Origin of the sequence: Acinetobacter venetianus RAG-1 = CIP 110063 (assembly GCF_000368585.1) — a bacterium.
GTDB classification, from domain to species: Bacteria; Pseudomonadota; Gammaproteobacteria; order Pseudomonadales; family Moraxellaceae; genus Acinetobacter; species Acinetobacter venetianus.
In genome coordinates, this window is record NZ_KB849557.1 from 117,402 (window position 1) to 129,764 (window position 12,363).

The following is a 12,363-nucleotide window of genomic DNA, read 5'->3' on the forward strand; positions in this document are numbered from 1 at the left end:
AACTCAAAACTTTATAAAAATTCTTATACCCGAAAGTGTCAGCTTGATGCTTTAACGCTTTCTAATAACTGTGCTGTCTCATACAAAGGCAAGCCAACAACATTGCTGTAGCTCCCCCGAATTTGAGGAATAAATTGCCCCGCTATTCCTTGTATCGCATATGCACCAGCCTTTCCGACTGGCTCACCTGTTGCCCAATACTTTTCCATTTCTATTGGGCTTAATTGCATCATCTGTACTTGTGTTTGAACGACAATGCTTCGTCTTTCCGTCGTTGTTGCAACACAAACACCTGAAAAAACATCGTGCCATTGTCCTGACAATTGTCTCCAAATATCAAAAGCATGTTGTTTTGATTCAGGCTTCCCAATAATCTGGCCATCAAAGCTTAAACTTGTATCTGCTGCAATCACAATAGCATCAGGATAACTTTGTAGCACAGTTTCAGCTTTAAGGCGCGCTAAACGCTCAACATAAATTTCAACTGATTCACCCACTAAAACAGACTCATCTACATCAGGACTAAAGGTTTCGAATACTAGCCCTAATTGTTTAAGGAGTTCTTTGCGACGAGGCGAACTCGAAGCTAAAATTATATGCGCCATTTATGTAAACAATAATAAACCAATGGCCATGCTAACACACTGCTCATCACGGGTTGCCAATGTCGCGCAATCGAAAAATGAGTACCGGCAATGGTTTGACTCACCCATAAAAATAAAATGTGTGCAATGACAGCCAATGCAGCAATCACCCAAGAATTACCAAAAGTCAAAATCCGTCGTTCACGAATAAAATAACGTGTTGCAAAGGTAATGAGTACAAAACTCAGCGCATTTAACCCTAATGGTGCATCCAAAAGTAGATCAACAAAGATACCCATACCAAATGCAAACCAGACACCACACCAAATAGGCTGGTAAAGTATCCAGAACAATAAGATCATTAACATGAAAGAAGGCCGCCAACCCGCTGTCTCATATGACACTGGGTACACCATCAGCACAGACCCTGCTATGATCGATATAATGATCATCAATAATGGATCTTTACGTTTCTCGTAGTTTAATTTAGCGATCGGCATAAGGTTGCTCCTGCGCTAAAGACTCTGAGAATAACACGACGACGTGATGACCACTGGCAAGCTGTGCTGCAGGTTTAACATCAATTTCAGCAAACTCACCTGAAGTATGGCGACTCACTTTAGACACTGTACCCACTAAATAACCAGCTGGAAAATGTTCACCTAGACCTGAGCTATAAACTTTATCGCCCACTTTGACGTTGGCGCTGGTTGCAACATAATCCATCTTCAGCTGACCTAGATCACCTGTTCCAGAAACAATAGCGCGCATTCCAGTTCGTTCTAACCGTACAGATAGAGAGTGTTCTTTGTCCGAAAGGAGCATGACACGAGAACTATGCGGGTAAACATCAACCAGTTGCCCCATAATCCCTTTATCGTCCAGTACAGTTTGCCCCACTTTTAAGTGATCAACTGCACCGCGGTTAATAATAATGATATGGCGTAATGGATCAGCATCCGTTCCAATCACTTCGGCAATTTGCATACGACCATCGATAATTAATGGCGTATCTAATAAACCTCTTAAGCGATTGTTCTCAGCTGAAAGCTCAGAAAGCTTTTGTAAACGGACTTGTGCTTGTAATAGCTCAGCTTGCATTGCTGTGTTTTCGCGGCGCAATTGAGCTTCTGATTTGGTTTGTTGGTTGAGCCATTCTCGCGACAGTACAGGATAGCTCGCAAGCGCATAAATTGGATTATACGCTGCATAAAGCACATCCCTTGCTGGTTTGACTACATAAGGCATGCGCCAATCAAAGAAAAGCACAACCAAGCATGTAATGACCGCAATGACAAATGAGCGAAAAGATGGCGGTTGTCTTGAAAAAAGATTCGGTTGCACCGCCTAGTCCTTATGATTTAACCAACAAAAAGCATGTCGTGATTTGGGTTGTCAAAGAATTCTAAAACTTTACCGCCACCACGAGTGACACAAGTTAAAGGATCATCAGCAACAATCACTGGTAAACCAGTTTCTTGTGCGAGCAACTTATCCAAGTTACGAAGTAATGCACCACCACCCGTCAACACGATACCACGCTCAGCGATATCTGAAGAAAGTTCAGGAGGTGTTTGTTCAAGTGCTGATTTAACAGCGCTTACGATGCTTTGTAATGGGTCAGCAATCGCTTGGGTAATTTCGTCAGAAGTTACCGTAATTGCGCGAGGTACACCTTCTGCCAAGTTACGACCACGCACTTCGATTTCAAGTGTTTTACCGTCGTTAACAGCCATACCTACTTCTTTTTTGATCACTTCAGCTGTGGTTTCCCCAATAACACAACCGTGTGCTTTACGAACGTAGTTAATGATTTGTTCATCAAATACATCACCACCGATACGTAAAGAATCAGCGTATACACAACCTTGTAATGAAATGATTGCAATTTCAGTGGTACCACCACCAACATCAACAACCATCGAACCACACGCTTGTTCAACTGGCATACCAGCACCAATCGCAGCAGCCATAGGTTCTTCGATTAAGCGGACATCGCGTGCACCAGCATTAAATACGGCTTCACGAATAGCACGACGCTCAACCAAAGTTGATTTACATGGTACACAAACTACAACACGCGGCGCTGGCGGGAACAAACGCTTTTCATGTACTTTACCGATGAACTGATTCAACATGGTCTCAGTTACTTCGAAATCAGCAATCACTCCGTCTTTCATCGGACGAATTGCAGAGATATTCGCTGGTGTACGACCTAACATTTGTTTAGCATCAAGACCTACAGCAGCAACAATTTTTTGCGAACCACTATGACGAATCGCCACAACAGTAGGTTCATTTAATATAATGCCACGGCCTGGTGCATAAATAAGCGTATTTGCAGTACCTAAATCAATGGCTAAATCCGGCGAAAACAGGCCAATTAGTCGTTTTAGAATCACGGGGACGTTCCCAATTAAACTTTGTATGGATGCAAGGTGGCAACTTTAACGAAATGTGATGCTTTGAACAAGTCAATCGCTTATTATAACGCACGATATTTTGCAATTTTTTGATACTGAATTAGGTAAAGTTATGTCTACATCATCAGATGCTCAGCAGACAACGGACTTAAATGCACAGACCGTTTCAGCGATTGCACACCTTGCTCGTTTATCTTTAAACGAGGCGCAATCAGCTGAATATGCTGAAAGTTTAAATAAAATCCTTGGCATGATGGAAAGCTTAAAAGGCATTAATACCGATGATGTTGAGCCTTTAAAGAGCCCATTTGACAACCCTCAGCCTTTACGCGCAGACGTGGTGACTGAAAGCAATCACCGTGATGAATATCAGGCGGTAGCCCCTGCTACAGAAGCAGGTTTATACCTCGTACCTCGCGTAATTGAATAATTTTTATTCAATTAAATCATATTTTATATTTAGAATGTAAAGAAATTTTTCATATGACAGATTTACATCGTTTATCCATCCGTGAGCTCTCTGAAGGCTTAAAACAAGCCCAATTTTCATCACGCGAATTGACTGAACATTATTTAAAACGTATTGCCAAAATTGACACAAAAGTAAAGAGTTATGTGACGGTTACAGCAGAACAAGCATTAGCTGAAGCCGATGCTGCTGATGCTGCACTCAAAGCAGGCAATGCACATGCACTTGCAGGTATTCCACTTGCGCATAAAGATATTTTTTGTACCAAAGGGATTAAAACCACTGCTGGTTCAAAAATGCTCGACAACTTTATTTCACCTTACGATGCAACTGTTGTGGCAAAAGCCAAAGCAGCTGGTCTTGTAACGCTGGGTAAAGTGAACATGGATGAATTCGCAATGGGTTCAACCTCTGAGAGCTCTTATGTTGGCGCAACGGGCAACCCTTGGGCACTTGATCATGTACCGGGTGGTTCATCTGGGGGTTCGGCTGCGGCTGTCGCTGCTGATTTAGCACCGATTGCGACGGGTACAGACACAGGTGGTTCAATTCGCCAACCTGCTTCATTCTGTGGCTTAACTGGCTTAAAACCGACTTATGGTCGCGTTTCTCGCTTCGGTATGATTGCGTATGCATCATCACTGGATCAAGGCGGTCCAATGGCACGTTCTGCAGAAGACTGTGCATATTTAATGAATGTGATCGCAGGTCATGATGCCAAAGACTCAACTTCAGTCAATAAAGAAGTTGATGACTACGTGGCTAACCTAAACAACACAGCTGTGAAAGGCTTACGTATTGGTATTCCAAAGCAATACTTCAATGTCGCTGGTTTAGACGCTGATGTAAAAGCACGCGTTGAAGAGTCATTGAAAAAGTTGGAAGACATGGGTGCAACCTTGGTTGAGATTGATCTCAACATGACTGAAGCCTATGTACCAACTTACTACTTGATCGCACCTGCGGAAGCTTCTTCTAACTTATCGCGATTTGATGGCGTGCGTTACGGCTACCGTTGTGAAAATCCTGTGGATTTGATGGACTTGTATAAACGTTCACGTTCAGAAGGTTTTGGTGCCGAAGTACAACGTCGTATCCTGATCGGGACTTATGCCCTTTCTGCGGGTTATTACGATGCTTACTACGTCAAAGCACAAAAAGTACGTCGTTTGATCCAACAAGATTTCTTGAAAGCATTTGAAAATGTCGATGTGATTGCTGCACCATCTGCGCCAACCACTGCCTACAAAATCGGTGCAAACCTCAGCCCGACTGAAATGTATTTAGGTGATATCTATACCCTTGCTGTGAACTTGGCAGGTCTACCAGCCATCAACGCACCTGTTGGTTTTGATAAAGACAGCTTGCCAGTGGGCTTACAGTTGATTGGTAACTACTGGTCAGAATCACAATTGTTGTCGATTGTGCATCAATATCAACAAAACACAGACTGGCATACCAAACGTGCGGCAATTGCTGAGGAGAATGCATAATGGCTGAAGCTCAAAAGTTAAAGTTAATTGACGGTTGGGAAGTCGTTATCGGGATTGAAATCCACACGCAGTTGGCGACCAAGTCTAAAATTTTCTCAGGCTCATCGACTGAATTTGGTCAAGACCCGAATACTCAAGCCAGCCTTGTTGATTTGGCAATGCCGGGTGTATTACCTGTATTGAATGCCGAAGTGGTTGATCTTGCGATTCGCTTTGGTCTGGGTATCGATGCCTATATCGACCAAGCATCTGTATTTGCTCGTAAGAACTACTTCTACCCAGATTCTCCAAAAGGCTACCAAATCAGCCAGATGGACAATCCGATTGTTGGCTTGGGTCATATCGATATCCAACTTGAAGATGGCACTGTGAAGCGCATTGGCGTAACCCGTGCTCATCTTGAAGAAGATGCTGGTAAATCCATCCATGATCAGTTTGAAGGGATGTCAGGTATCGATTTAAACCGTGCAGGTACGCCATTACTTGAAATCGTGTCTGAGCCTGATATGCGTTCGGTTGAAGAAGCCGTTGCCTACATTAAAGCAATTCACACGCTCGTACGCTGGTTAGGTATTTCTGACGGTAACATGGCAGAAGGTTCATTCCGTGCCGACTGTAACGTGTCGTTACGCCGTCCGGGTCAACCTTTTGGTACGCGTTGCGAGTTGAAAAACCTCAACTCATTCCGTTTCATTGAGCAAGCGATCAATGTTGAAATTGAACGCCAAATGGAAATTTTGGAATACGGCGGTGAGATTGATCAGGAAACCCGATTGTTCGATCCGAACAAGATGGAAACCCGTTCAATGCGTTCGAAAGAAGAAGCGAACGACTATCGCTACTTCCCAGACCCAGACTTGTTACCTGTAATTATTGCAGATGAGCAAATCGAAGCGGCACGCGCTACCCTGCCAGAATTGCCTAAAGCACGCCGTGCACGCTTTATTGCTGACTTTGCTGTGACTGAATACGATGCACACGTCTTGACGCTGTCACGCGAAATGGCGGACTTCTACGAGGCTGTTGTGGCTGCTGCTGGCGGTGCGAAGCAAGGTAAAGTGTCTGCAAACTGGGTGATGGGTGAATTCTCAGGTGCTTTAAACAAAGCAGGCCTAGATTTAGCAGACTCTCCTGTTTCTGCTGAGCAATTGGGTGGCATGATCGCACGTATCGTGGATAACACCATTAACGGTAAAATCGCGAAGCAAGTATTTGGCTTTATGTGGGAAGCAGAAGGAAAATCTGCAGATGACATTATTGCTGAAAAAGGCTTAAAGCAAGAAACCGATACAGGTGCAATTGAAGCGATTATTAAAGACGTACTTGCAGCCAATGAAAAAATGGTCGAAGAGTACAAATCTGGTAAGGAAAAAGCCTTTAATGGTCTCGTTGGTCAAGTCATGAAAGCAGCAAAAGGTAAAGCTAACCCTGCTCAAGTGAATGAATTAATGAAGAAATTGATTGGGTAATTTCACTCTTTAATACACGTAACTCACACAGGTGGGTTACGTTGTTCCTTAATCTTAAATAAATATTTAAACCTGTTATTGATACAACCTGTTTAGTAAGTGGTAGTCTTCGTAATGAACGCAAAAAAATCTGTACAATCCATTGAACCCAATATTGCAGATTTAGCAAATGGATGGCTTAAAACATATAAATTAAATTATAAACTTGAGCAAGAGCCTCTAAATAGCGAAATTGACAAAGCACTCAATGATTACCATTCTAAAAATGGTGGTGTTGGTGGCAACCGCCCTGATGCCAAAATTCTATTACAGGATAAAAATTTAGCTTACTTCCCTATTCTTATTGAATACAAAGGTTATAAAGATAAACTGGTAAAACTGGATACTGATGGACAAGTAGAAAACAGAACCGCCAAAAACGAACCAAACTTTAAAAACATCAATAGTTTTGCTGTCAATGGCGCAGTACATTATGCAAATGCTTTGCTACATCATACTAGCTATACCGATATTATCGCCATTGGTATGACTGGGCATAAAGATGAATCAGGAAAAATTCATCATCAAATCGGAGTTTATTATGTTTCTAAAAACAACCTCGGTGCTGGTCAAAAAATAGATGAATATACCGATTTTTCATTTTTAGCTCCTGAAAATTTTGATGCTTTTATTGAAAAAGTCAAAGCACTTCAACTGTCACAAAAAGAAATTGATAAATTAAAAGAACAGCGTGAAAAAGAAATTGACCAAAGTTTACAAAGGCTCAATAACGATATTTATCAGAATGAAAAAGGCTTAGGTGAAAATGACCGTGTTTATTTGGTTGCGGCTGCCATTATTGCGACTTTAGGTATTCCAGGAAAAGTGCCTGTACTTGAAAAAAGTGATTTAAAATCACAATCTTTTACCAATGGAAGAGATGGTGATATTTTAATCAATAGAATTACTGCTTTTCTGGATGAAAAAAATCTACCAAAAGAGAAAAAAGACCTGATTATTCGTACTTTATCAAATACGTTGCTCACTGAAAACATCAATAAAGTGGTCAATGGTGAAAGCCAGCTTAAACGTGTTTTTGGAAAAATTGTCGATGACTTAGGCATTTATTACAAAATTGGCTTAACCACCGATTTTACAGGAAAACTCTTTAATGAAATGTATGGCTGGCTTGGGTTTACACAAGATAAGCTCAATGATGTCGTATTAACTCCTTCTTATGTTGCGACGCTTTTAGTCAAACTGGCTCGTGTAAACCAAAATTCTTTTGTATGGGACTTTGCCACAGGTTCAGCAGGTTTATTGGTTGCGGCAATGAATGAAATGCTCATTGATGCAAAAAATAATAGCACATCTCCGCAGGAATTGGCTCAGAAAGAAATCAAGATAAAATCCGAACAATTATTAGGGCTAGAATTACTTTCCAGCGTATATATGTTGGCAATCCTCAATATGATTTTGATGGGTGATGGCAGCTCCAATATTTTAAACCTTGATTCTTTAAAAGACTTTGACGGTAAATATGGCTTTGGTAAAACCGATAGTCCATTCCCTGCCGATGCCTTTATCTTAAATCCGCCTTATTCTGCTTTGGGCAATGGCATGAACTTTGTCGAAAAAGCATTGGGGATGATGAACAAAGGTTATGCTGCAATCATTATTCAAAACTCAGCAGGTTCAGGAAAAGCTGTAGATTATTGCAAACGTATTTTAAAAAAACATACGCTATTGGCAAGCATCAAAATGCCAATAGATTTATTTATTGGCAAAGCCAGTGTACAAACCAATATTTATGTTTTTAAAGTAAATGAAGAACATCACAAAGACGAAGTGGTCAAGTTTATTGATTTCTCTAACGATGGTTATACTCGTACCAATCGTAAAAAAGCCAGTAATAATTTAAAAGATACCGACCAAGCACGTGAACGCTATGAGGAGGTGGTAAATCTTGTACGCTTTGGGAAAGGCAAACTCAAGATTTTTACCGAAAAAGAATATTACGAAGGACATATCGACCCAACAAATGGTGCTGACTGGAATCAGTCCGCTCCTATTGATACCAAACCAACCTTGCAGGACTTCAAAAAAACGGTGAGCGATTATCTAGCTTGGGAAATTAGCACACTGATTAAACAGGAAAATTTAGTAGAGGAAGATTTGGGAAAGTAATCTACCCACTCAATGAAAAACTAAACAATGTTGAGTGGGGAGAGTTTAAATTAGGTGATTTGTTTTTGATAAAAGGAAACCCTCAATTAAACAAAGATAATTTTACATTTAGTGAAAATTACCAAAATGGTAAATATCCATATTTTACAAGAACCGCTTTCAATAATGGTATTTTAGGCTATGTTAATTATTTAGATGATGAGCATAAAATTAAAGGTAATTGTTTAGCTATTGGTATGATTGCTATGCAATTTTTCTATATGGAGAAAGACTTTTATGCTGGGCAATTCACAAAAAGAGTAATTCCTAAAGGCTTTTCACTAACGTCAAGAATCGCAACTTATTTCATAATCCTATTGAATAAAAATCAACAAAAATTTCAAAACTTGCTTGTTAGAAATTTTGAAGATAGTTTTAATAAAACCAAAGTCCAATTACCTATCAAAAATGGTAAGCCCGATTTTGATTTTATGGAGAGTTATATTGCCGAATTAGAAAATGAACGATTGTACAAATTAGATACTTACCTCACGCAATCATATATTTTGACAGAAGAAGAGGAGAAAATCTTAGCTAAATCTCAAAATATTCAATGGGGTGAATTTAAAATGGGCGATTTATTTGAAAGAGTAACGAGTAAAAAGTTAGCTTTCAAAGCAGAAGAACTACCAAAAGAAATGACTGGTGATTATATACTTCCCTGCCTCACATCCAGTTTTAAAAATCAAGGACTAAACTATTTTGTGCCTAAAGATGAAGCCACTATTTTACAGAATGTGATTTCTATTCCATCCAACAGTGATATTTATCGTTCTTACTTTCAATCCAATGAATTTACGATTTTATCTGATGCGTATGCAGTTCGCTGGATTCTTGATGACGTTGAATTATTGCCAGACCAATATTTGTTTGCAGTTCAATGTATTAATAAAGTAACTGATTTACCTATCTATTCTTATAAAAACAAATTAGGAGGATGGAATGTTGTCAAAGATAAATATATTCAACTCCCCATAAAAGACAATAAACCCGATTATGAACTCATGGCAACCCTAATTTCTGCCATAAAAAAACCAATCCTTAAAAAAGTAGCTTTGTATGTAGAAGGCAAACGGGAAACAACTAAAGCTGTGTAAAAATAAGCTCTAAGCCTAATAATACAGGGCTTAGAGCTTATCGTTATTTTTTAGCAGATTATTCCCATGAATAAGACAAACTGAATAAATTACATTCCTCTCACCACACCCAACTTATTCCAAATATCAGGTGTTAAAAAAGTCGTGACTAATTTATTTAAATCAATATAACGCAACGTGCCTTGCAACTGCTGTCTAACCGCTGGATCTTTGACAATATCCTCACCTGCACTCTGACCTAACTGTTGAAAAGCCTCACCAACCGCTTGAATCCCCTCAGCCTGAATCACCGCCTTAGTCTGTGTCGAACACTGCTCCACAATCACACGCTGTAACACCTGTGCCAATTTCTGATCTAACTGATTCTTTTGCTCAGGTGTAACACTACTAAAACCTTTCAAATCAGGATGTGCAGCTAAAGCAGTAAACGTCCATTGCAATACTGTAGTTTTATCTGCTGCTGTCGTAGCTTTTACCAAACAATCACTCAGTTGATCCACTGTTGGCCCTGCTATAGCTACTTGCGTTGTTCCCAACACAGCTGCAGCCATGAATACAGAACGACTTAATTGAAATAATTTACGGTGAGATGAAAAATAAACAGGAGACATAAGCGCAGTTCCAAAAAGCAATCTGTCTCTTTGTAGCATGTACTCGATAGATCATCTGTTATGACGCTGTAAATTGCGTAAGCCCAAACCTTTAAAACTTAGGCAAAATGTAAAACTCGAACTTAACCTTGTCCTTGATAATCCCAATTTGCAGGAATATTTGGCTGCTGTGGTGCTTTGTTTAGATCAATATTCAGATTACGACTGCCTTTAAATGACTTCTCCCCCGAATCCGATACAGGTGATACATCCAAACTGTAACGATAGCGGAATTGCCACAACATTGGTTTAATCGGGCGAATATCTAAACTGAGACGATCTTCATCATGGCATTTGCCTTGAGAACTTTTATATTCCTGCTCAGAAAAACATGCCCGAATCATGCGATTAAAACTAAAAGGATAATTTTCAATAAAGCGATGTGTCTGCCTTGAATCCTTTAATTCATAAAAACTCGCACGCTCCATCCCTGCTCCACCACCTGAATACATTTCAGAAGAACGTTCAATGATAGCAATGGCATAACGGCTTTCAGTCATTGGAAAAAGTTTGGGGAAAATAAAAGGCCCATCTGAAGTATCATCTTCATCAGTTTCTAAATCTACATGCCACTTATTTTTCAATTTCAAGCCAGTTGCAGATGGATAAAACTGAGCGATCTGATCACCTAACAATAACCATAACTTTTGATCAGCCGTTTTCAGACTGCGAAGCGGCGTTTGTTGTTGGCAAACATCACTAAGTTGCTCACAGATCTGTTTTTGTGCAGCTTGATTGAGTTGACCTTTTTTAAATTCTAAAATCTGCAACGGCGCAGCAATAATTGAAGTGCTAAAACAACTCAATGAAACAGCTAAAATCAGTCCACTTAAATAAATTTTATTGTTCAGCATCATCATTCCTTAGGCTATTTTTAGGTGATTTAAAGCTCTATTTTACAATCGCCTCAATTTGATCAAGCTGCCAAACCCCACCAGCAGCAAGCCCTTTACACATGCCTGTCCACATATCTCTGGTATTCACAAACTTCTGCCCATCCCACACCCATTCAGCGGTACTCCAACAATCCCCAATACCTCGTCCTTTTTGAGCGCTACTGATAATACCTTGGTAAAATTCTGACGCATGTTCAGTCACGAAAGCTGCTTTACCAGTAAGTGACTCGTTGAGTACCCAAGCGCCATATCCTTCGTTATATGCTCCACGCCAACAAATCGTCATTGCCAATATTTTTTTATTTCCCAGTTTATATAACTCAATCGGTTGTGGCTCATATTCATCACCATTATAGAGTCCTTCACAAAACCCATCTTCCTTGGGTGTAGGCTGAGCAGCCATTAACATTTGATGAATAGATGCATAGCGTTTATTGTTCGACTGCAAAGTGAGATAAGGCTTATTACTGGTCTTCACTTGTTTTACAATAATTTTGGGTTGTGCTGATAGGACTTTTGACTCATCCATTTTGCCTTTTTTAACCAAAGCTCCAACTGTTCCAACTCGCTTTTGAAAATCATCCATTTTTAATAATACAGCGGTCATACCTTTATCTGATATTTGCCATTGGACATTTGGGTTCTTAAACACAATTTCCGTTTTTTGTTTGGATTGTTGTAGTAATGCATTGACCTGAGCGACGGTAAGTTTCCCCATAATCGGAAAATCAGCGCCATCCACTGAGACGGCTCCAAGATCTTTACCATTGACATAGAAATGAATATTTTTTAGTTTTCCTGCAAGCTGTGCTTGCTCGTCAATACTTCCCAGTGCAAATTCAGCTTTGACGGCTTGCTTAGCACCCGCGAGTCGGGTTAATAATAGTGATGCAGGTTCATTCGGATCATGACTATATTCATCAGAATAGCCTGCTGCTTGGCATGTTCCCGTGTTACTACAATAAATTTCCCAATCTTCATGCGTAAATGAAATCCCTTTGATCTCCTGTGCAAAAGCTGTGGCACTAATGGACATCAAACAGCATATTGAAATGATATTTTTCATAAGACTTATTT

At 40.0% G+C, this 12,363-nt stretch carries 12 protein-coding genes; 5 read left to right on the forward strand and 7 right to left on the reverse strand.

The window, feature by feature from the left end; translation table 11 throughout:
• Positions 1-38: 38 nt before the first annotated feature.
• From F959_RS02040 to F959_RS02055, 4 genes are read right to left on the reverse strand one after another with little or no spacing between them, the layout of a single operon-like run.
• Positions 39-605 carry a Maf-like protein gene (locus F959_RS02040; RefSeq protein WP_004877099.1) on the reverse strand — a complete coding sequence of 189 codons (567 nt, stop codon included), beginning with the start codon at positions 603-605 and terminating at the stop codon, positions 39-41.
• Positions 593-1,084: a rod shape-determining protein MreD gene (gene mreD / locus F959_RS02045; protein ID WP_004877100.1), complete on the reverse strand. Its 492-nt coding sequence runs from the start codon at positions 1,082-1,084 to the stop codon at positions 593-595. The genes F959_RS02040 and mreD overlap by 13 nt, the downstream gene beginning before the upstream one ends.
• Positions 1,071-1,928, reverse strand: a complete 858-nt coding sequence (mreC, locus tag F959_RS02050; protein ID WP_004877103.1) for a rod shape-determining protein MreC — start codon at positions 1,926-1,928, stop codon at positions 1,071-1,073. Before mreC ends, mreD begins: the two co-directional genes overlap by 14 nt.
• Before the next feature lie 17 nt (positions 1,929-1,945).
• Positions 1,946-2,986: a rod shape-determining protein gene (locus F959_RS02055; protein ID WP_004877105.1), complete on the reverse strand. Its 1,041-nt coding sequence runs from the start codon at positions 2,984-2,986 to the stop codon at positions 1,946-1,948.
• A gap of 133 nt (positions 2,987-3,119) precedes the next feature.
• Here F959_RS02055 and gatC point away from each other — a divergent pair, with 133 nt between their 5' ends.
• The 5 genes from gatC (at position 3,120) to F959_RS02080 (ending at position 9,740) form a co-directional block, all read left to right on the forward strand.
• Positions 3,120-3,437: an Asp-tRNA(Asn)/Glu-tRNA(Gln) amidotransferase subunit GatC gene (gene gatC, locus F959_RS02060; protein ID WP_004877106.1), complete on the forward strand. Its 318-nt coding sequence runs from the start codon at positions 3,120-3,122 to the stop codon at positions 3,435-3,437.
• Positions 3,438-3,490: 53 nt separating this feature from the next.
• Entirely contained in the window at positions 3,491-4,969 is a 1,479-nt protein-coding gene (gatA, locus tag F959_RS02065; RefSeq protein WP_004877107.1) for an Asp-tRNA(Asn)/Glu-tRNA(Gln) amidotransferase subunit GatA, read from the forward strand.
• Entirely contained in the window at positions 4,969-6,438 is a 1,470-nt protein-coding gene (gene gatB / locus F959_RS02070; protein WP_004877108.1) for an Asp-tRNA(Asn)/Glu-tRNA(Gln) amidotransferase subunit GatB, read from the forward strand. Before gatA ends, gatB begins: the two co-directional genes overlap by 1 nt.
• 114 nt (positions 6,439-6,552) lie before the next feature.
• Positions 6,553-8,604: an HsdM family class I SAM-dependent methyltransferase gene (locus F959_RS02075; protein ID WP_004877109.1), complete on the forward strand. Its 2,052-nt coding sequence runs from the start codon at positions 6,553-6,555 to the stop codon at positions 8,602-8,604.
• Positions 8,604-9,740: a restriction endonuclease subunit S gene (locus F959_RS02080; protein WP_080585241.1), complete on the forward strand. Its 1,137-nt coding sequence runs from the start codon at positions 8,604-8,606 to the stop codon at positions 9,738-9,740. Before F959_RS02075 ends, F959_RS02080 begins: the two co-directional genes overlap by 1 nt.
• An 89-nt stretch (positions 9,741-9,829) precedes the next feature.
• On the opposite strand, the gene F959_RS02085 is transcribed toward F959_RS02080, so the two are convergent.
• The 3 genes from F959_RS02085 to F959_RS02095 all read right to left on the reverse strand — a co-directional run bounded on the left by F959_RS02085 (position 9,830) and on the right by F959_RS02095 (position 12,352).
• Positions 9,830-10,351 (reverse strand): hypothetical protein, encoded by a 522-nt coding sequence (locus F959_RS02085; RefSeq protein ID WP_004877111.1) that lies wholly within the window; start codon positions 10,349-10,351, stop codon positions 9,830-9,832.
• A gap of 122 nt (positions 10,352-10,473) precedes the next feature.
• Positions 10,474-11,244, reverse strand: a complete 771-nt coding sequence (locus F959_RS02090; RefSeq protein ID WP_004877114.1) for a hypothetical protein — start codon at positions 11,242-11,244, stop codon at positions 10,474-10,476.
• Positions 11,245-11,281: 37 nt separating this feature from the next.
• A complete protein-coding gene (locus F959_RS02095; protein WP_004877116.1) occupies positions 11,282-12,352 on the reverse strand; it encodes a DUF1176 domain-containing protein in 1,071 nt (356 codons plus the stop codon).
• Positions 12,353-12,363 lie beyond the last annotated feature (11 nt).

Excerpts from the sequence above, each read along its gene's own strand:
- F959_RS02040 (WP_004877099.1), bottom strand. The coding sequence starts at position 605 with ATGGCGCATATAATTTTAGCTTCGAGTTCGCCTCGTCGCAAAGAACTC.
- mreD (WP_004877100.1), bottom strand. The coding sequence starts at position 1,084 with ATGCCGATCGCTAAATTAAACTACGAGAAACGTAAAGATCCATTATTG.
- gatC (WP_004877106.1), top strand. The coding sequence starts at position 3,120 with ATGTCTACATCATCAGATGCTCAGCAGACAACGGACTTAAATGCACAG.
- gatA (WP_004877107.1), top strand. The coding sequence starts at position 3,491 with ATGACAGATTTACATCGTTTATCCATCCGTGAGCTCTCTGAAGGCTTA.
- gatB (WP_004877108.1), top strand. The coding sequence starts at position 4,969 with ATGGCTGAAGCTCAAAAGTTAAAGTTAATTGACGGTTGGGAAGTCGTT.
- F959_RS02075 (WP_004877109.1), top strand. The coding sequence starts at position 6,553 with ATGAACGCAAAAAAATCTGTACAATCCATTGAACCCAATATTGCAGAT.
- F959_RS02085 (WP_004877111.1), bottom strand. The coding sequence starts at position 10,351 with ATGTCTCCTGTTTATTTTTCATCTCACCGTAAATTATTTCAATTAAGT.
- F959_RS02090 (WP_004877114.1), bottom strand. The coding sequence starts at position 11,244 with ATGCTGAACAATAAAATTTATTTAAGTGGACTGATTTTAGCTGTTTCA.
- F959_RS02095 (WP_004877116.1), bottom strand. The coding sequence starts at position 12,352 with ATGAAAAATATCATTTCAATATGCTGTTTGATGTCCATTAGTGCCACA.